This is a genomic window from Ereboglobus luteus (assembly GCF_003096195.1).
Taxonomy (GTDB): domain Bacteria; phylum Verrucomicrobiota; class Verrucomicrobiia; order Opitutales; family Opitutaceae; genus Ereboglobus; species Ereboglobus luteus.
Map to the genome: position 1 here is coordinate 1215388 of NZ_CP023004.1, position 19783 is coordinate 1235170.

13 protein-coding genes are annotated in these 19783 nt (G+C 60.6%); 5 read left to right on the forward strand and 8 right to left on the reverse strand.

The genetic code is table 11. From position 1 onward, the window contains the following. Positions 1-116: 116 nt before the first annotated feature. The 6 genes from CKA38_RS16715 to trxB form a co-directional block, all read right to left on the reverse strand. The gene (locus tag CKA38_RS16715; protein ID WP_108824420.1) at positions 117-7076 is read right to left on the reverse strand and encodes an autotransporter outer membrane beta-barrel domain-containing protein; all 6960 of its coding nucleotides are present in this window, start codon (positions 7074-7076) and stop codon (positions 117-119) included. A 299-nt stretch (positions 7077-7375) separates the two neighbouring features. Continuing rightward, positions 7376-8632, reverse strand: coding sequence for a glycosyltransferase (locus CKA38_RS04475; protein WP_108826409.1), 1257 nt, complete (start codon positions 8630-8632; stop codon positions 7376-7378). Positions 8633-8637: 5 nt separating this feature from the next. Then, positions 8638-9516 carry an SDR family NAD(P)-dependent oxidoreductase gene (locus tag CKA38_RS04480; RefSeq protein WP_108824421.1) on the reverse strand — a complete coding sequence of 293 codons (879 nt, stop codon included), beginning with the start codon at positions 9514-9516 and terminating at the stop codon, positions 8638-8640. An 18-nt stretch (positions 9517-9534) separates the two neighbouring features. Continuing rightward, positions 9535-10794 carry a beta-ketoacyl-[acyl-carrier-protein] synthase family protein gene (locus tag CKA38_RS04485; RefSeq protein ID WP_108824422.1) on the reverse strand — a complete coding sequence of 420 codons (1260 nt, stop codon included), beginning with the start codon at positions 10792-10794 and terminating at the stop codon, positions 9535-9537. 116 nt (positions 10795-10910) lie between these two features. Next, complete coding sequence (locus tag CKA38_RS04490; RefSeq protein WP_161554724.1) at positions 10911-11837, reverse strand: phosphopantetheine-binding protein; 927 nt, start codon at positions 11835-11837, stop codon at positions 10911-10913. A 40-nt stretch (positions 11838-11877) separates the two neighbouring features. Beyond that, entirely contained in the window at positions 11878-12822 is a 945-nt protein-coding gene (gene trxB, locus CKA38_RS04495) for a thioredoxin-disulfide reductase (protein WP_108824424.1), read from the reverse strand. Positions 12823-13070: 248 nt separating this feature from the next. Between trxB and CKA38_RS04500 the strand changes: the two genes are divergently transcribed. The 3 genes from CKA38_RS04500 to CKA38_RS04510 all read left to right on the forward strand — a co-directional run bounded on the left by CKA38_RS04500 (position 13071) and on the right by CKA38_RS04510 (position 16218). Further along, a complete protein-coding gene (locus CKA38_RS04500) occupies positions 13071-14120 on the forward strand; it encodes an outer membrane beta-barrel protein (protein ID WP_108824425.1) in 1050 nt (349 codons plus the stop codon). A gap of 119 nt (positions 14121-14239) precedes the next feature. Continuing rightward, the gene (gene aroE / locus CKA38_RS04505) at positions 14240-15178 is read left to right on the forward strand and encodes a shikimate dehydrogenase (protein ID WP_236919153.1); all 939 of its coding nucleotides are present in this window, start codon (positions 14240-14242) and stop codon (positions 15176-15178) included. 86 nt (positions 15179-15264) lie between these two features. Beyond that, positions 15265-16218 carry an AEC family transporter gene (locus CKA38_RS04510; RefSeq protein WP_108824427.1) on the forward strand — a complete coding sequence of 318 codons (954 nt, stop codon included), beginning with the start codon at positions 15265-15267 and terminating at the stop codon, positions 16216-16218. A 1032-nt stretch (positions 16219-17250) separates the two neighbouring features. Here the strand turns inward: CKA38_RS04510 and CKA38_RS16870 are convergent. Then, positions 17251-17520, reverse strand: coding sequence for a YkgJ family cysteine cluster protein (locus CKA38_RS16870; RefSeq protein ID WP_343192842.1), 270 nt, complete (start codon positions 17518-17520; stop codon positions 17251-17253). Positions 17521-17597: 77 nt separating this feature from the next. After that, a complete protein-coding gene (locus CKA38_RS04520; protein WP_108824428.1) occupies positions 17598-18308 on the reverse strand; it encodes an esterase/lipase family protein in 711 nt (236 codons plus the stop codon). A 278-nt stretch (positions 18309-18586) separates the two neighbouring features. Between CKA38_RS04520 and CKA38_RS04530 the strand changes: the two genes are divergently transcribed. Both CKA38_RS04530 and nadD read left to right on the forward strand, forming a co-directional pair. After that, positions 18587-19195 (forward strand): hypothetical protein, encoded by a 609-nt coding sequence (locus tag CKA38_RS04530; RefSeq protein WP_108824430.1) that lies wholly within the window; start codon positions 18587-18589, stop codon positions 19193-19195. Continuing rightward, positions 19192-19770 carry a nicotinate-nucleotide adenylyltransferase gene (gene nadD, locus CKA38_RS04535; protein WP_108824431.1) on the forward strand — a complete coding sequence of 193 codons (579 nt, stop codon included), beginning with the start codon at positions 19192-19194 and terminating at the stop codon, positions 19768-19770. The genes CKA38_RS04530 and nadD overlap by 4 nt, the downstream gene beginning before the upstream one ends. Positions 19771-19783 lie beyond the last annotated feature (13 nt).

A 19783-nucleotide genomic window follows, 5' to 3' on the forward strand; every position in this document is an offset into this window, starting at 1 on the left:
ATTGAAGCGGCGCGGCAGGAAAAATTCGGGCCTTTTGATCCGGTCCGGCAACAGCAAGGGCGCGTTCTTTTTGGAACGCGCCCTTGTGTTGTCCGGGTTGGCCTTGGTTGGCCTTCTTACCAGGCGCGGCGGTAGCCGAGGTTGACGGCCCAGGGGCGCTCGTAACGCTGGGCTTTGTTGTATTCATAATCGAAATACAACTGGCCGTTTTCATTGATTTGATAGGCGACGCCGAGGCCGAGCTCCGTGCGCCAGCCGTCGAACCAGGGTTGATACTCGCGGTCGTCCACCGTGACCTCGCCTCCGTTGGTGTCGGTTTTCACGGCGCCAAACTTCAGATACGGCATCCATTGTCCGTAGTTCGCGCCGGTGCGCACTTGCAGGCGGTATTGCCACGCGTCGGAATCGCCGACTTGGACTTCGAGGTCGCGGCTCACGCCGTTTGAGACGGTGTAATCGGCGCCGTTGATCCAGGCCACGGCGACTTGCGCGAGGGGCTCGGTCCAGAAGGTGAGGAGTTTGCCGCTCGACGTTTGAATCGACGGGCGGACGAGGCGGCGGCCAAACTCGACCGACGCGCCTTGGGTGAGGTTGGTGTATTTGCCGCGGGAGACGAAGCCGTCCACTCCGCGGGCGTTGAGTTCGTTGCTGGTGCGGTCGAAGCGCAGGACGGCGTCGATGAACCAGTTTTGCTCGTTCATCCAGAGCGCGTAGAGGCCGGCGCCAACGGTGTTGCTGTTGCCGTCGCCGTATTGGTTGCGCGCGTCGTCGAAGGTGCGGTCGTGGCGGGAGATGCCGATGAAACCGCCGAGGGCGAGCGTGGCGTTTTCGCGGCGCAGGAGTTTGTCCGCGCCGGCGGTGACTCCGTAGCTGTCCTGCTCGAAGGCGCTGCCGCCGAGGGCGGAGCTGGCGTTGAGGCGGTAGTTGTTGACGCGCATCCAGACGGAGCCTTCGTCCTCGTTTTTGATGTCGCGGTCGCGGTGCGCGTAGATGTCGCCGAGGCGTTTGTGCACGCTGTCGAGGTCGAAGTGCCAGGAAGGGCCCATGACGCCGGCGGTGAAGAGGATCGCGTCGCCGGCGCGGCTGAACGCGTCGCCGCCCGAGAGGTAGAAGGCGGTTTCGTCGGGCATGATGAGGCCGCCGTCGCCTTTGTAGAGTTGGAATGTGAACATGCCCGACTCGACGATGTTGGAGGTGAACACGGGGTCGCCGTTGACGTAATCGACGACTTTGAGCGCGTAGGTGCGCGTGGCGTCGTCGATGGGCGTGAGGTTTGTCTGGGTGAACTCGACGTAGTGCGTGCCGGTGGCGAGGCTGGTCGCGCCTTGGACGATCAGCATGTCGGTGTTTTTGTTGGCGAGGTCCACGTTTATGTGGCTGGTCGTCGTGCCTTCGAGCGTGCCGCTGATTGTCAGGTTCGTGTAGGTGGTGGCGATGCCGTTGTTTATGCTGTAATGGATGCGGCCCGCGTTGCCGGTGAGGTTTTTGATTTGTTGCGCGTGGTCGTGCAGGTCGAGCGCGCCGTCGAGAAACACGCGGCTGCTGGTCTGGATGGCGTTGGTGGCGCCGGTGCGCAGCGTGCTGTTGGCGCCGATGCGGGTTTCGCCGGTGTAGGTTTGCGCCTTGGTCAATGCAACGGTGCCGCCGCCGATGGTGGAGACGTTGCCCGCGCCGCTGATGACGCCGTCGTAGGTGACGAGGTCGGAGCGGTTGAAGATGAGCGTGGTGGTGTCCGCGACGCTGACGTTGGCGGCGATAACGCCGCCGTCCCAGCCGCTGGTGTCGTCCCGGCCGATTTGCAACGCGCCTTGCTCGACGACGATGCCGCCGGCGATGTTGTTCGCGCCGGTGAGGGTGGTGGTGCCGGTGCCGCGCTGGACGAGGATGCCAGAGCCGGTAACGGCGCCGCCGTAAACGATGTCGTCGGAGCGGTTGATGGTGAGCGTGCCGGAGTTGTCCACATAGCTGGCGTCGGCGATCATGCCGGTGGTGGAGCCGCCCGCGCCGGTGCCGAGCTGGAGGTGCGCGCCGGCGCCGATTGTGGTCGTGCCGGTGTAGGTGTTGTTGGCGGTGAGCGTCCACTCGCTGTCGTCGGTGAGGGTCACGTTGCCGGCGCCGTCGATCGTGCCGGAGAACTCGAGGGCGGTTTCGGTGTTGGCGATGGCGAGGGTTTTGTCGCCCAAGTGGATGTCGCCCGCGCCGGAGACGTTTTGCAATGTCTGGTCGTAGCCGCCGAGGTCGAAGGCGGTGGAGGCGTTGATGGTGACCTTGGTGGAGGAGGCGATCACGTTGGCGACGCCGGCCTTGAGCGTGGCGGAGTTGATGAGCTGCGTCTGGCCGGTGTAGGTGGCTTGTTGCGCGAGTGTGATTTGCTCGGTGCCGCTGAACGCGAAGCCCGCGCCGGCGCCGCTGAGCTTGGCGCTGAGGGTTTTGTCGTAGGAGCCGGTTGGGTCGATTTCGACGAGGAGATCGGTGTGCGTGCTTTCGATTTCAGTGAGGCCGTAGTCGAGCACGATGCCGGTGCCGCTGGCGTGCGTGGCTTTGTAGCCGTAGTGGGTTTTGCCGACGATGGTGTCTCCGGCGGCGTTGTAGAAATCGACCGTCGAGTTTTGGCCGAGGGCATTGGTATTGCTGTCAACGAGGTCGAATGAGGCGCCGCCGATGATGGTGGACTCGGTGGCGGAGACGATGACCTTGCTGTTGAGCGCGCTGTCGTTGAGCGCGTCCACATCGAAAATGTGGCCGGTGAGTCCGCCTGTGCCGGGCGGTTTCGGGAGGTCGAGTCCGCCGAGCACGTCGGTGTGCACGCCGATTGTGCCGCTGGTGCCGTGCAGCGTGCCGGTGACGGTGAGCGTGTGCGGTTCGACCGTGGTGCCTGTCGTGGTGGCGCTCACGAAGAACATGCCCGAGAAGAGATCGAAGCCGCCGATGGCGCGATCTTTGTCGAGCGTGGTTTCGGAGTTTTGACCGAGGCGCAGCGTGGCGTCGGCAAGGGCGTTTTCCGCGTCGTCGTCGAAACGGAAGTATGTGAGTTGCGAGTCGCCGCGGACGCCGACCGTGCCGGTGAAACCAAGGGCTGAAGGACTGAAGGGTTGAAGGCCGAAGGTGGCTCCGGGATCGGTGGCGGTGCTGTGGAGGTCAACGTAACCGGCGCCGGCGAGGGGGTTGGTGAGGGTCGTGGTCGCGTTGGAGGTGGTGGAGATTTGCAATGTCGCGCCGGCGTCGATGCCGATTTCGGCGTTGTTGGCGGCGTTGAGTTGGTGCGCGTCCCAATCGACGACGAGCGTGCCGGACTGGACGAGCGTGGCGGCTTGCTCCATGCCCGCGCCGGGTGCGGTGTCGATGATCCAAGTGCCCGCGCCTTGCTTGACGAGGGTGCCGGTGAAGGTGGTGCTGCCGGTGACGGCGTCGGCGTAACGTTGCGCGTTGAGCGTGTCGTTGCTGATGAGGGTGAGTCGCGAGTTTGTTCCCGCGATGCCGAGGTTGCCCGCGAGCGTGCCGCTGTTCCAGAGGCGGACCTCGTTGGCGGCGTCGGCGGCGAGGTTGATTGCGTAAACGGGGCCGGTGATGATGCCGCCGGTCGTGTTGGTGACGAGCACCTGGCCCGCCGCATACACGCCGGTGTCGCTCGCGCCTTCGATGGTGCCGGAGTTGGTGAGCGTGCCGGAGCCGAGGAAATGCACGCCGACGATGTCGCCGTGGAGCAGGTTCATGGTGTCGTTGGTGTGCGCGACGGCGTCCTCCGCGATGAGCGCGGTGCCGGTGACATTGACGTAACCGGTGCCGGTGAGAGAGGAGGCCGCGGCGAGGTGGACGCCTTTGTGGCCGAGGATGGCGCCGTCGTTTATCACGCGCGTGGTGCCGCCGGCGTAAACACCCTCGTTGATGATGGCGGTGGCGCTGTTGGTGATTTCCGCGGCGTTCACATTCACGACCACGCCGTAGCCGGTGCCGCCGGTGATGACGCCGTCGTTTGTGACCGTGCCGCCCGCGAGCAGATACACGCCGGTTTCAACGCCCTCGATCAGGCCGGTGTTGGTGATGCGCACGCTGTGTGATGATTCCGCGCCCTTGCCGTCGGCGCCCGTGCCTTTGATCGTGCCCGAGTTGGCAAGCGTGCCGCCGTTCATGAAGATGCCAAACGTGACGCCCTTAACCAGGCCTGTTTCCTCGTTGATGATGTGCGTGTCGGCGATGGAGGATTGGATGCCGCTGTAACCCACACCCTCGATCGTGCCGGAATTGGTGACCGTGCCGCCTTTTATGAAAACGCCGAAGTCGTGACCTTGGATAAATCCGGTGGTTGTGTTGGAAATGAAAATGGTGCCGTCGTTTGATTGAATGCCAATCCCGCTGTCGCCCTTGATGACGCCGGCATTTGAGACGGTGCCCGAATCGTCAGCGGCGCCGCTATCCACATAGATGCCATAGTCGCCGCCTTGGATGAGGCCGTTTTCATTGTTGCCGAGAATCACGGTGGCACCCGAATAGAAACCGAGGTTTGCGCCGATGATCGTGCCGGAGTTGGCGACGGTGCCGCCCGCGCCCATGTGCAGGCCGTCGGCGTTGCCTTGGATGACGCCGCCTGTGCTGTTGGTGACAAGCACTGCGACGTAATTGGTTTCGATGCCGTGATTGCTCTGGCCGACGATGCTGCCGGAGTTCGTGATTTCGCCGCCGGCGTTGAGCTGGACGCCGCGGTAGCCGCCCTGGATGAGGCCGTGCTCGTCGTTGGTGATGAGCGCGGCGGCGTTCGCATAAACGCCGAGGGCGTTTGCGCTGATGATCGTGCCGGAGTTGGCGACAGTGCCGCCCGCGCCCATGTTCAGGCCGTCGGCGGCGCCTTGGATGAGGCCGCTGGCGCTGTTGGTGACGAGCACCGAGACGTAATTGATTTCGATGCCGTGGTTGCCCTTTCCAACGATGCTGCCGGAGTTGGTAATTTCGCCTCCGCGGTCGAGCTGGATGCCGCGGAAATCGCCCTGAATGAGGCCGTCGTCAGTGTTGGTGATGATCGTTGCGCCGCCGTTGCCGCCGCCATGAATGGCGAGGTTTGCGCCGATGAGGCTGCCGGAATTGGTCACCGTGCCGCCGGCGGCCAGCTCGACGCCGTTGCCGCCGCCCTTGATCAGGCTGTCGCTGTCATTGGTGATGGTCGCGGCACCGCCCGCATAAATGCCGTGGTCGTTCGTGCCGATGATCGTGCCGGAGTTGGCGACGGTGCCGCCTTGGTTCAAGGACACGCCACGGGCGCCGCCTGTTATGGACGCGGCGCTCTCGTTTGTGATCGAAACCAATCCGATTGCGGACACGCCCGTGCCCGCCGTGCCTTCGATGACGCCGGCGTTGCCGAGCGAACCCGAGCCCTCGAAATGCACGCCGGTGTCGCCGCCCTTGATGCGCAATCCCGCGGCGTTGGTGTGCACGCCGGTGCTGGCAATGGTCAACGCGGTGCCGCTCACATCGATACTGCCCGTGCCCGAGAGCGAGGAGGCCGCGCTCAGGTAAACGCCCCGGTTGCCGATGATCGCACCGTCGTTAATCACTTCGACGGCGCCGGCAGCGTTGATGCCGCCAATGATTGTGCCGCTGGCGTGATTGGTGACCTTGGCACTGCCCGCGCCCACGGAGACGCCGTAGTTGGCGCTGCCCTGGATGGTGCCTTCATTTGAAATGGTGCCACCCGATACCAGCACGATTCCCGCGGCGCCGCCTTGGATGAGGCTGTTTTCGTCGTTGGTAATGGTCGCGCCGCCGCCCGCATAAATGCCATGGTCGCTCGTGCCGATGATCGTGCCGGAGTTGGCGACGGTGCCGCCGGCGTTGAGTGTCGCGCCGCGCTGGCCGCCTTGGATGATGGCGTTGTTTGTGTTGGTAACGAGCACGGAGCCTTGCGCCTGGAAGCCGGTTCCGTTGGTTCCGATAACAGTGCCGGAATTTGTCAGAGTGCCGCCGCCCAGAAAAGACACGCCCATCGCGCCACCGCGAAGCAGGTTGTCGGCCCCGTTGGTGTGCGAGATTCCGTTTTCCGCGGTCAGGGCGATGCCGCTCACGTCGATGGCCCCGGTTCCCGAAAGGGTGGAGTTCGAGGACAGGTAAACGCCCCGGTTGCCGGCAATGTTTCCGTTGTTCACGACGGCCGTGGTGCCGCCGGCGTAAACGCCGCCGTTGATCGTGGCGCCTTCGTAATTTGTGACCCGGCCCTCGCCCGAGTTTATGCGGACTGCGTAGTCCGTCGTGCCGCTGATCGTGCCGCGGTTTTCCATTTCGCCGCCTTTGTCCAAGACCACGCCGCTGGTCCGGCCCTCAATGCGCGCGCCGGTTTCGTTTGTTACTTTCGCAATACTGCCCGAATAGAGGCCGCGGCTGCCGCCGTTGATCGTGCCGGAGTTGGCAACGGTGCCGCCCGCGCCCATGTGCAAGCCGTCGGCGTTGCCTTGGATGAGGCCGCTGGTGCTGTTGGTGACGAGCACCGAGACGTAATTGGTTTCAATGCCGTGGTTGCTCTTTGCGATAATGCTGCCGGAGTTCGTGATTTCACCGCCGGCGTTGAGCTGGATGCCGCGATAGCCGCCCTGAATGAGACCGCCCTCGTCGTTGGTGATGATCGCGGTGCCGCCATCCACGGCAATGCCGCGGTTGGTGCTCGAAATGACACCCGTGGATTTGTTGGTGATCGTCACGGCGCCCCTGCCGACCACGGCGCCCTCATTGTTGGAGATATAGTTTCTGGTGCCGCTAATCGTGCCCATGTTGATGAGCGTGCTGCCGCCGGTCATGCTCACGCCGGCATTCCCGCCCCTCACGTAGGCGTCGGTCTCGATGGTGAGGTTGGCGGCGGGCCCGTTGAACCAAATACCCGCGCTACCCTGATCCGTGGCGATGCGCGTGCCGGACAGCGTGTAGTCGCCGCCGCTATCGATCGAATAGCTGCCGTAGCTGGTTCCGTTCGGAATGGAAACGGGCTGGGCCGACACTGACAGCGTGAGGACCGCCAGAAGCGGAATTACAAAAAAGATGTTTCGTTTGCGGACGCAAATAGAGCGCCACGCGATACCGTAAGTTTGGTTCTGCATGATATTTTCGCAGTGCTTTCAGCGCACCACGCCTTGAGTAAATATGATGAAATTAGTGTGGAATAATTCTGGTGAACGGATCTCTTCAGTGGTTGTTAATGCAATTAATCAGTGATAAGCCTATAGGGCTGGAGGAAAAAGTGTCTCATTGGAAGACCGTTTTTCACAAAAAAATTATTATCTCCCATTATTTTTAAACACATTAAATGTGCATGACTGGGCGAGCTTTAACCCAAGAATCGGATCGTTCCCCGCATGTGGGAGCACGGACGCCAATCAACGCTTGGTATCCAAGACGCTCACTTCACTTTTGCGCAAAAACCGTGGCCATTGACCGGAGGGAAAGGCTGGCGTAGCGGTTCGGGCAAATGCGGGGCGGCCTCGCGGGCGAGCGCGACAAGTTCGTCGATCACACGCGCGGGATCCTCCTCGTATCGCGCATTGGCAAAGTTTTCACTATAAGTGCGATAGGTTGCCGGTGAGGTCATCCATTGGTCGATGATCTCCGCAAAATCATCCGCGTTGCGAATAATGCTGCTGCCGGCGGTGTTGCGGAAATACTTCAACGTGAGTTTTTCCTGCGGCATGACTCCGCCGAAGCCATTAAAAATAATCGGGCAGGAATAATGCAACGCTTGCGCGCAGGTGGTCGTGCCGCCGCGAGTAACAATCGCGTCGGCCGCCTGTATGAGCAAATGCACCGATTCCGAGTAACCTTCTATATGACAACGAAATTCGGGATTCTCAGCACGCCAGCGCATGAGGTCATTATACACGTCGCGATTGTGTCCGCAAATAATGATGGCCTGGCAGCGATCACGATGCTTCACGAGCGCGGGCAGGAGCTCGAAATGATTGTTAGCGCCATTGCTGCCGGTGGCGAGAAACACGGTAAACACATCGGGACTCAACCCGTAGCGTCTTTTCCGCGAAATGGCGCGCTGGTCCGCGTCAATCTGCTCGAGATGCGCGCTTGGCCGCATGAAGTGGCCGCGCACGAGCGTGCGATTCCCGGCCATGCCGAGTTTTTTAACCGCATAGTCGTTGGCGGTTTCCGTGCGCGAAATGTAAAGGTCAACCGTGGGCTCCACCCAGTTGCGGCTGTATCCCCAGCCGCCGGAAAACTCGCCGCAATACGTGGCACAGCGCACGCGTTCGTGGCCGAGCAACTTGCGCGCAAGCTGGAAATAACCGCGGTTCAGGCAGTCGTGCACGCTGAGCACAAGATGCGGGCGGTATTCGCAAAGCACATTCCTGTAATAACCGCGGCCAAGCACGACGCTGTGGTTGTTGAGCCGGCCGTAAATTTCCACAAAACCAAAGAACGCCGTGTGCAGAAGCGGGATTTTTTTCTGTATCCAGTTATAAAAACTGACGCCGCCCCGGTTGAGCATTGAGGATTTTTCGAGCATTTGCTCGATGCGCACATCGACATGGCCGGGATACAGCTGGTAGCACCATTCCGCAAAAGCCTGCGCGCGCGCGTCGTGCCCGCCGCCGGTGCTCGATGTGAGCACGAGAATGCGGAATTTTTCGGAGGAAGGCTGTGCGGGCATGTCGCTCATCGGTCTCCAAAATAATGCGCGGCGATTGCACGCAGCAACCGCCCGGGCAACAAACGCGCGCCCAGCGGCGCGAGCCTGGCTTGGAAAAACGTGCCGGAGCGCACGGTGCCGGAACGTCCGCGACGAAGCGCGCGGCGAAGGTCGCGCGCGGCGCGTTCGGGCAACGGCGCGGCGTTGAACTGCGCGTCAACGGTCTTCCACACGGAAGCCACGCGCTCGTCTTGCGCGACCCCGGCGGGATTCCCGGACGCGGGCTGCATGACGTGGTTAAACGAAGTGCGATAATCACCGGGCCGGAAATCGATCACGCACACCGGGGTGCCGCGCGCCTCAAACGCAAGGCTGGCGCTGAGCGCGGAAAGACCGGCCTTGGCCATGTTGTAGCCGCTCATGTAGGGAAGCGGAAAATCGACAACCAGCGAGGAGATGTTGACGAGGCAGCCGCGTCTGCGCGCCTGCATGGCGCGAAACGCCGTCTGCGCCAGGCGGGCCGTCGTGGCGAGCATGGCGTCGAGCTGCTTTTGCCAAAGCGAAAAATCCACGGAGGCAAAGGGCGCGAACGCGCCATATCCGGCGTTGTTGATGACGATGTCGAAAGAGCGCGTCAAACCGAGCGCGTCGGCCGTCGTGCCGGTCGCGCCCGCATTGCAGGCGGCCTTTTCCAGCGCCGCCATCGCGGCATCGGAATCATCGAGATCAAGCGCGACGGGCGTGAAGGCGCCGGGATGTTTTTGCGCAAGCGGCGCGAGGCGCGCGGTGTCGCGCGCGGTGCCCCACACGCGCACGCCCTCGGCGAGAAGCATTTCGGCGATGGCGCGCCCGATCCCGGAAGACGCGCCGGTGATGAAGGCTGTTTTATATTTTTGGGAAAGCATCACGACAGGAAAACCGCGTCACACTTTTCTCAACACGATCGCCACGTTCGCGCCGCCGAAGCCGCTGCTGTTGTTGAGCACGTGCGTGGCTTGCTTGGTTTCCGATTTCTGGATGATGTTCAGGTCGGCGCAACCGGGGTCGATTTCGGTGATGTGCGCGGAGCCGGGAATAAAACCCTCGCGAAGGGCGAGCGCGCAGAAACCGGTTTCCATCGCGCCGGCAAGCGAAAGGCCGTGGCCGGTGAGCGCCTTGGTGCTGCTCACAAGCGGACGCGCCCCCGCTTCGCCGAATACCGAGCGAATCGCCTTCGCCTCGGAAAGGTCGCCGATGGTCGTCGAGGTGGCGTGCGCGTTGATGTAATCGATATCGGCGGGATTGAGCGCCGTGAAGCGAAGCGCATGCCGGATGGCGGCAGCGAGCCCGGAGCCGTCGGGATGCGAAATGGCGACATTGTGGCCGTCGGACGCCTGCCCCCAGCCGGAAACTTCGCAATAGGGCGTGGCGCCGCGGCGAAACACTTCCTCCTGGCTTTCGAGCACAAGCGCCGTCGCCCCGCCCGTGCCCACAAATCCATCGCGCGCGGCATCGAACGGACGCGAGGCCTTGGCGGGATCGGTTTGCTGCGAAAGCGTGCGCATGCCGGCGAACGGCAGGATCGCGTCCATGTTGCCGTCCTCCGCGCCAACGACAAACATGCGTTTCTGGCGGCCGCGCGAGATTTCATCAAAGGCAAACCCAAGCGCGTGCGACGACGACGCGCACGCCGACGAAAACCCGGTTGACGCACCCTTGATCTTGTAGTGCGCGACGAGGTTGAAATTAAGTGTGCCGGCGATGGACGCCACAATCCCGAGCGGAGGACAGCGCATGACGCCCTGCGTGTGCATGCGGTGCAACAAATGGCCGAGCATTCCGGGGGTGCCGCCCGACGCCGCATAGAGGCCGGTGTCCTCATTGGAAGTGTCGGCTTCGGAAAGCCGCGCATCCTCGACCGCCTGCTGCATGGCGCACCAGCCGTAAAAGGCGTTTGGCCCCATGCTGCGAAGCGTGTCGCGACGCGGATGATAACGGTCGGGATACGTCCAGTCCTCGGGATCAAAGGAATCGGTGCTGAAATCCTTGATGGGCGCGGCCACCTTAACGGGGCAATCCGGCCGCTGGAACGGCGGATAAAGCGCCATCCCATGTTTCAACTCGCGCAAGCTTTGGCTGACGCTTGCCGCGTCATTGCCAATGCTGGTGATAAAGCCGAGGCCGGTGATAAAAACTTTGGACATGAGTGGAAACGGACAAAGACACACGGCATTTCATGTGGTGGCAAAAAAATAGTGGCGGCGGCCATTCCGGCCGCCTGAGTTTTTACGTTTTTTTAAACAACGCAAAAGATCCGCTTCTATTTTGTCTCCCCAACTTCCGGTGTTTCCGTCACTTCCGGCGCCGGCTCGGCATAACCAAAGGTAAGCGTGATTTCCTCGGCAATCACGGCTTTTTCCTGACCGACGCGGATGGAGCCCTCAAATGTGGCGAGGGGCATGTGCACGCGTTTTGGCTTTACCGAAAGCGTGAGCAGGTCGCCGGGTTTGCAAACGCGGTGGCAGCGCACGCCGTCGCACGAGGTGAAGTAGATTGTCTTTGGGTCGATGGGCTTGTCCTCATTGCCCGGCTCGGCGGGAAGCACGCCCTCGATAATCGCGAACACGGCGAGCTGGCCGAGCGCCTCGAGCATCAACGACGCGGGCATGACGGGATTGTCCTTGAAATGGCCCTGAAGGAAAAACTCCTCGCCGGTGATCTGGTATTTGCCCTGCGCGCCCGAGTTGCCGACCGAGGCCTCGTTGAGAAAAAGGAAGGGCGGCTGCATCGGCATGACGGCGGCGATTTGCTCGATGGGAAAAAAGCGCGTGGGTTTTGGCAGGGGCAGCCCGCGGAGCTTGCAATCAATGAAAATCTTCACGTCGCCAACCGTGCGCAAGTTGCGCAACTCGTCGTTTTGAATCTGCACCTGAAGCACTTCCTCGGTCAGGATCACGATCTCCATCATCGTAAGCGAATCAATGCCGAGATCATCGACAAGGCGCACGTCGTCGGTGTTTTCGCGGAGCTTCGGACGCAGGTCGGGCTCGGCGTAACGCTCGATGATGCCGATTACGATCGCCGGCACGAGCGAGGGCTCGCGCGAGGACTGAAACTTAATCGCCGCCTCAACCGTCGCGGGCGAGCAGCGTTTGAGCGAATTGCGCAACGCCTGTTCGGGCGTCTCCGTGGTTTGTGCGTCACCGGCGGATGCCGGAGCGTTGTTGTCGTTCACTTCGTGAGACATATTTTGTAGAAAAAGTTTTATCGCGGCCGGATTTACCGGCTCAGTTTTCGTTTTCGGCGAGCCAGCGCTCGACCTCGATCGCAGCCTGGCAACCCATGCCCGCGGCCGTGATGGCCTGCCGGTAAACATGATCGGCGCAATCCCCCGCCACATAAACGCCGGGGATGTGCGTGCGCACTTGCGAGCCGGCGGCGGGTTTCAGGTAACCTTGCCCGTCGGTCACGAGCGCGTCGGCAAACGGCGCGGTGTTCGGCTCGTGGCCGATCGCGACAAACAGCCCCTTGATTGGAAGCACGCTCTCGACGTCGTTGTTCACATTGCGAACGCGCAGGCCGCTGACCGCGCCCTCAGCCACGCCCTCGACGGCCACCGGCACGCTGTTCCAAACCATCTCGATCTTCGGATGCGCCACGGTGCGCTCGGCCATGATCTTCGACGCGCGCAACGCGTCGCGCCGGTGCACGAGGTAAACCTTGCTCGCGAAGCGCGTCAGAAAAAGCGCCTCCTCGCACGCGCTGTCGCCGCCGCCGATCACCGCAATGTCCATGCCGCGGTAAAACGCGCCGTCGCACGTGGCGCAGGTCGACACGCCCTTGCCGCCATAAAGCTCCTTTTCCCCGGGAACACCCGTCATGCGCGGCGCGGCGCCGGTCGCGATGATGACCGCCTTCGCCAAAATCTCGCGCTCCTCGGTGCGCAATTTCAGCGGGGTTGAGGCAAAATCAACCGACACCACGCGGCCCGTCTCGAAACGCGCCGAAAACTTCGCCGCCTGCTGGCGCAGGTTGTCCATGAGCTGAAAGCCGTCCACGCCCTGCGGAAATCCGGGAAAGTTCTCCACCTCCGATGTCGTTGTGAGCTGTCCGCCCGGCTGCCCGCCCTCGAGGACGAGCGGGGAGAGATTGGCGCGCCCCGTGTAAATGGCGGCGGTGAGGCCCGCGCACCCGGTGCCGATGATGACGACGTTTTCAACGGAATGTGACATGCCCTTGATATGAGGCGAAAACCTTCGCGAAAGGAAAGGGCAAATATTTACCCCCCGCATTTTGACCGTTTTTACAATCGAGTTTTCACAAGGCAGAAAAATTATGAGAATTATTTTGTAACATTTACTGGACACCTCGTGTCAAAAAGCCCACCTATTCAGCCTTGGCACGGCATATTGTGCATGCTGCGCCCGCGTAGTATTACATCAATCCACGCCAAGCAAAGATTAACTACATAACATTCCACATGAAGAAAACCGCTTCCTTGAAGATCGCCGGCGCTGTCCTCGCCTCCGTTCTCTCAACCCTGGCAATTCGCGCTGATCTCGCCATCAACGAAAACGTAAGCCTCTTCGGCTACGCCGCCGGCTCGATCACTTACAACAAAGTGCAGCAGAAAAGCACCGACACCACGATGGATATCGATGCCGCCAAGCTCGGAGTGACGCTCGATTTCTCGCCAATCACTGCGACCATCAGTGGTTACACCGATGCCGGCGCCAGCAAAATCTATCTGCTCGACGCCTACGTCAGCTACGACTTCGGCAGCAAGCTCAAGCTCTCCGCCGGACGCTTCGTCACCTGGCTCGGCTACGAATCGTTCGATCTCGTTGACAACACCTTCAGCTCCTTCGGCAACGCGACCATCTCCGATTCGCTCTTCAACAACATCATCCCCAGCTACCAGCACGGCGTGCGGATTGAATACGTGAACGAAAAGGCCAAACTCGGCCTCTCCGCCGTCGATTCCGTTTACAATGTGAACGACGAATTCTACCGCGGTGACGGTGATGTGCGCGACGGCTTCGGCGTCGAAGGTAATTTCACCTACACCGAAGAGCAATGGACGCTCGGCATGACCCTCGCCTACCAATACACCAAGGCCGGCTATCAGGATTTCGGCGGTATTGATCCCTATATCGACGAACCCGAGACCTTCACCGCCGACATCTGGCTCGAGCGCAAAATCGGTGAAGACATCACCATTGCCGGTGAAATCGTCCTCATGCGTGAAAAGATCAAGGGTGTCGACGCCAAGAACACCTTCTACGCAATGCTGATGGCCAAGCAGCAAATCGACGAAAAGATCGCGATTGCCGGCCGCTTTAGCTTCGGCGACAGGAAGGATTACGGCAACTTCTGGAAAGTCACCGTTTCGCCCGTCACCTACGAAGTCACCAAGAACCTCGAAATCCGCACCGAAATGGGATACACCCGCTTCGACAAGGATCTTCGTGACCACGGCATGCCCAAGTATGAGTTCACCGCCGGAGTTCAGGCTGTCCTGAAATTCTAAGAAAACGAATTCAGTTAACTTTTCATCACGGCCCGTCCTTCGATTGAGAGGACGGGCCGTTGTTTTTAATGGCGTTTCGAAGCCCCTCCCCGTTTTCTAAACCCACTTCGCAAATCACCGTGAGCACTGCCGACACCACTGTTTACACACTCGCCGACCTCGAAACCTGGAGCCGCCCCGGCACGCACCTCGCCGTGCTCGGCCGCCCCATCGCGCACTCGCTCAGCCCCCTCATGCACAACGCCGCGCTCGCGCAAATGGCCGCGCGCGACCCGCGTTACCGCGACTGGCACTACCACCGCTTCGACATCGCCCCCGAAGACCTCCCGCGCGCATTGGCAATTTTTCACGAAAAAAAATTCCACGGCCTCAACCTCACCGCCCCGCACAAAGTGATCGCGCTCGACTGCGTCGCCGAAATCGACCCCGCCGCCGCGCCCGCCGGGGCCGTCAACACATTGACATGGACCGCCAAGGGCTGGCACGGCGCCAACACCGACGGCCACGGCCTCGCCACCGCCATCCGCGAAACGCTCGACATCGAACTCCGCGACTCGCACATCCTCCTCCTCGGCGCCGGCGGGGCCGCCCGCGGAGCCGCCGGCGAATGTCTCCAGCGCCGCTGCGCCAGCCTGACCATCTCCAACCGCACCCGCCCCAACCTCGACGCACTCCTCGACGCCATGCGCCCGCTCGCCGGCGGCATCCCGCTATCAGCCTTTCAGTCCTTCAGTCCTTCAGCCTTTCTCATAATCAACGCCACCAGCTCCGGCCTGCGTCCCGCCGACGAGCCGCCCATCGACCTCGCCGCGCTCACCCCGCGCCCGCTCGCCGTTTTCGACATGATCTACAACCCGCCGCAAACGCCGCTCCTCGCGCAAGCCGCCGCGCTTGGCATCCCGCGCGCCAACGGCCTCTCGATGTTGATCCACCAAGGCGCGCGCTCCCTTGAAATCTGGACCGGCGAAACAATCCCCGTCGAAGCCATGCGCAACGCGCTGCAAGAAGCCAGAGAATCAGAAACCAGAAGGCCAGAAAGCCAGAACCCTAAACTCTAAACTCCAAACCCTAAACTCTAAACCCGCCTCCCGCCGGCGCGGCAGCGCCCCAACTGTAAACCGCAAACTGTAAACTTCCGCCCCCCGTGTCCTTTTCCTACACCGCCGTCCTCCTCTCCATCGTTCCCGTCTTCGGACTGGTAGCCATCGGCGTGGGATTGCGCGGCTTCAAATGGGTGACGCCCGAGGCCGACGGCAGCATCATGCGCATGGTCGTCAACTGCCTTTACCCCTGCCTGATTTTTGAAAATGTTCTCCACAACGACGCGCTCCGCAACCCGGCCAACCTCGCCGCCGCGCCCGTTTCCGGCTTTCTGCTCATGGGCGGGAGCATCGTGGCGGCGCTCTACCTCGGACGCCTCCTCGGGCTCACGCAAGGCCACGGCCTGCGCACCTTCGCCTTTTCGTCGGGCATAAACAACTACGGTTATTTCGCGCTCGCCGTCTGCGCCGCGCTCTTCGGGGAAAACTCGCCCACCATCGGCCTCACGCTCATGCACACCGTCGGCGGGGAGGCCGCGATGTGGACGGTCGGCATCTTTGTGCTCGCCGGCCTCTCCCTGCGCGAAGGCTGGAAAAAATTGCTCAACGGCCCCGTGATCGCGCTCGCGCTCGGACTCTTTTTCAACCTCACCGACCTGCGCGAGCACCTTCCCGGTTTCCTCATGGAAACGATCCACCGCTGCGGCCTCTGCGGGCTGACCATCGGCATCATTCTGATCGGTTGCACAATCCACGAATACCTCGCGCGCCCCTCGGCGCTTTATCACTCGCGCGTGACCCCGATCGCCTGCCTCCTGCGCCTCGGCGTCTTTCCGCTGGTCTTTCTGGTGGTTGCCAAATGCCTGCCTTTCACGGACGACATGAAATGCGTCCTGATCGTGCAAGCCGCGATGCCCGCCGGCATGTTCCCGATAGCGATTGCAAAACACTACAACGGCCAGCCCCTGACCGCCGCGCAAGTGGTGATCGGCACGACAACCCTCGGCATCGTCACGATCCCCCTCTGGATAAAATTCGGCATGGCGTGGGTGTTTTGAGGAAAAACACAGCGCAATCCGTGGCGCGGACTGCCATCTGTTCACCATCTAAACCCGCGTTGAACTCGGACAATCCCCGTTTCTCGGAACCCTACGGGAAGGTTATGTGATCTCCGAAATTCTTAAGGCCCAAATCAATCGTGGCGCGCGCATGGCCCCACTAATTCCAGGGAAAGCAAGGCTTGGAAGTGGACGTTCTGGTTCCCGCCGACAAAGGCCACGTTCACCTCATGCGAAGCCAATGTCACGCACACGCCCGTTCCCGCAATGGCCATCGCGCTCTCCCCGGGAGTCTCCACGGGGAATCTTCCCGAGCAGATTGGGAAACTATGACAGTCAATCGATTCTCGTTTTTATCATAACCGACCGGCATCTAATTTGACATAGATATATCATCATTATTATTATCCACAGGTTTAAGCCATTTATCATATTCTATACCGCAACCGCTACATGTCCATCCACCCCATAGCGCTTGCCTCTGGTTCGCCGGTTTGCGAATTATTGGAAATACTGTGCCGCAATTGGGACATTTCTGCTTGAGCTTTAAACTAATGCCCCACCGCGATCCTTTCATACCCGAAAGCAACAGTATCATAAAGACTCCTGCCAACATACAAGCAATGCTTATGAAAATAATAAACCACATTGAATGTCGTTTTTAGTGCAACGCATCGATATCTCAACTAAAAAAATTTACGTCAAAACCCCAAAATCGTCGCTTTGAATTTTATAAAACCTAATACTATTAGTTATCGATAAACTGTTTTTTCACGAAAACTAAATTTACTATTATTAATAATAACTTTTGCACCTCATCGCCCATAGTTTCAGGCAAAATGAATTATCAATGTTCAATTTGCAAGAAACTGTATCGAAAACATTAGGAATGCTTACATTTTTTGTAATTTCGATATTCCCAATCCCTGCTTTAGGGATCCCGCTTGAATAATGAATAACCACGAGATGCATGAATATCATGGGGAGGGTCCTCCGGTTTCTTAGCATTAATCCGTGCAAATTCATCCGTCGTCAGAAGCCCGGCGCCGTTTCCAACTCCAGCGCAGCGAGGTATTGCATGGCGTCCGCCTGGCATGAGCCGCACATTTCCGCCGTTGGCCGAAGGCTTGCGCAGACGGACGGACGTGACGGCTGGCCGAACAATTCGCAGCGGAAATCCGCCAGCAAGTGCGCGCAGCGCTCACCGGCCTTTTTCCCGTCCGGCATCCCCGGCATCGGCGAGGAAATCGACGGCGCGATGCAACACGCCCCGCAATTTGGACGGCAGGAAATCTCTTTCATCCCGCAAATGGAACCCGCGCGCCCCGCACTGTCGAGTTTCGGATTACAATTTCGCCGCGGGCCCGGCACAATCGATCTCAGGGGACGGTCCGGTCAAATTTGCCCTCCCTCAAAAAATGCACCGCCTGCGCGGCGACGGGACGGCTCAGCAATATCCCCGTGTGCGAATGCGGCATGACGATGTGGTCGAGCATTCCCTCCAGCCGCGTGCTCGCCACGCTCACCGTGCCGTCGCTTTCGCCGTTAATCCAGCGGGAGAAAAGCGGGTTGAACGTGTGGTTGCCCGCGATGATGCCAAGCTCCACGCCCGGGGGAAATGCCCCGGATGAAAGCTGGCGCGGCAGCGAGTCGCCGCCCGTGCCCAGCCGGGTGCCGTTGACTCCCGTAAACCAGTGAAAAGGCGGGAACCCGCGCAAGCGGTCGGGAATCTCGCTGCCGTGATTTGGCGGCGCAATCATCACGATGCGCCCGAGATTCGGCGGCGGCAAATCCGCGCATTCGCGCAACCAAATACGCACCACGATGCCTCCCATCGAATGAGTCACAAAATGCACGCGCGCCGCCTCGGCGGCGCCATGTTCGCGAAGCAATTGCGGAAGCCACTGCGCGCCGAGTTGCTCAAGCGGGAGTTTGCGCGACGGATAGGTGCGGTTGACCACGCGATACCCCTCGGCCCCGACCGCGCGCGCGATGCGCGACATCCACCGGCACGTAACCCCGATGCCATGAAGCACGACGACCAAGTCGCGTTCGTCGCATTGCGAAGTGTGTGGTGCGCGTGCGGACATCTTAAAGTTGGTTTCCCTGTCACGAATTAAACGTCCAAATGTGAATACAAGACAAGACCTCTGATGTTTCCGAGTGCGTTTCGCGCTGGAGCTCGAAGTCTTGAACGCCTCCCAAAACTCCGTGGTTCCCTGTGCCACCCCGCGCGCCTTTCCGCTGTTTAAAATTGTTTCCGCCCTCACGACATTTCCGGGCGGCCACACGACAAGCGCCTCCGCCTGTTTTTGCCTGTTGCAGACCCGCCCCAAATCCGCATTATAACGCGCATTCCAATTCCTCCATGTCAGCCATCGACGAAGACATTGTCCGCGAGTATTTCGAGCAAAACGGATTTTTGGTGCGGCAGGTTCGCAAATACGAAGTCATGGCGCGCAAGAAAACCGGCGACGAGGAAATCGACCTGCTCGTCTACAACCCCGCCTATCAACCCGGAGCGCGCAAGCCGGACTTTTTTCTCCTTTCGGGCGAGCTGCCCTTTGTGCATCGCGGCATCATCGCCGTGAAAGCGTGGCACACCGACCGTTTCACGCCCGGCACACTCAAGAACAGCCCGGAGATTTTCAGTTTTCTGGAGCAGGATGTGCTCAAGGAAGTGTCGCGATTGTTTCCGCCCGCCGCCGCCGGCGCGGAACCCGGAAGCGCGGAGCCGCCAACAAAAATCCTCGTGCTGCCAAGCCTTCCCACCGCGGAGCCGTTTCGCTCGCAAAGCGTGCAGTTGCTCAAGGAGCGCGGCGTCGACGCGATCATATCGTTTCGCGCCATGCTGATCGACCTGCTCGAGCGCATTGAGGTGAACCGCAGCTACGGAAAAAGCTACACGCTTCAAGTCATGCGCATCTTGAAAAACTACGATCTGCTCAAGGACACGCAAATGGAGCTACTCCCATGAAAATTGGATTCCTCGGAGGCAGCTTCGATCCCATTCACTACGGGCACCTCGTCGCCGCGCAAGATGCGTTCGAACAGCACAAGCTCGACCGCCTCATCCTCGTGCCCGCCGCTCAAGCCCCGCTCAAGCCGCACGACGTGCAATGCCCCGCGGCCGACCGTCTGGCGATGGTGCGCGCCGCCGTCGAATGGGACACGCGCTTTGAAGTTTCAGACTACGAACTGCTCAAGGGCGGCATCAGCTACACAATCGATACCGCGCGCCATTTTCGAAAACAATTTCCCAACGACCAGCTCCACTGGATCATCGGCGGCGACCAGCTCCCGCGCCTGCACCTCTGGCGCGAAATCGGGGAACTGGCAAAACTTGTGGAGTTCATTTTTCTCGAACGCCCGGGGCACCCCGCGAAAACGCACACACCCGTTCCGGGCCTGCGCCTGCACCGCTGCGACGGGCACCTCATCGAAATCAGCTCGACCGAGCTGCGCGCGCGCGTCCGGGGCGGCCTGTCGCTCAACTACCTCGTCCCGCACAAGACGATTGAATTGATCCGCGAAAAAAATCTTTATCGCTGAGGCAAAAACATCC

Bases quoted from the DNA above. Each gene is read 5' to 3' on its own strand.
- CKA38_RS16715 (WP_108824420.1), bottom strand. From the start codon at position 7,076: ATGCAGAACCAAACTTACGGTATCGCGTGGCGCTCTATTTGCGTCCGC.
- CKA38_RS04475 (WP_108826409.1), bottom strand. From the start codon at position 8,632: ATGCCCGCACAGCCTTCCTCCGAAAAATTCCGCATTCTCGTGCTCACA.
- CKA38_RS04480 (WP_108824421.1), bottom strand. From the start codon at position 9,516: ATGCTTTCCCAAAAATATAAAACAGCCTTCATCACCGGCGCGTCTTCC.
- CKA38_RS04485 (WP_108824422.1), bottom strand. From the start codon at position 10,794: ATGTCCAAAGTTTTTATCACCGGCCTCGGCTTTATCACCAGCATTGGC.
- CKA38_RS04490 (WP_161554724.1), bottom strand. From the start codon at position 11,837: ATGTCTCACGAAGTGAACGACAACAACGCTCCGGCATCCGCCGGTGAC.
- trxB (WP_108824424.1), bottom strand. From the start codon at position 12,822: ATGTCACATTCCGTTGAAAACGTCGTCATCATCGGCACCGGGTGCGCG.
- CKA38_RS04500 (WP_108824425.1), top strand. From the start codon at position 13,071: ATGAAGAAAACCGCTTCCTTGAAGATCGCCGGCGCTGTCCTCGCCTCC.
- CKA38_RS16870 (WP_343192842.1), bottom strand. From the start codon at position 17,520: ATGAAAGAGATTTCCTGCCGTCCAAATTGCGGGGCGTGTTGCATCGCG.
- CKA38_RS04520 (WP_108824428.1), bottom strand. From the start codon at position 18,308: ATGTCCGCACGCGCACCACACACTTCGCAATGCGACGAACGCGACTTG.
- CKA38_RS04530 (WP_108824430.1), top strand. From the start codon at position 18,587: ATGTCAGCCATCGACGAAGACATTGTCCGCGAGTATTTCGAGCAAAAC.
- nadD (WP_108824431.1), top strand. From the start codon at position 19,192: ATGAAAATTGGATTCCTCGGAGGCAGCTTCGATCCCATTCACTACGGG.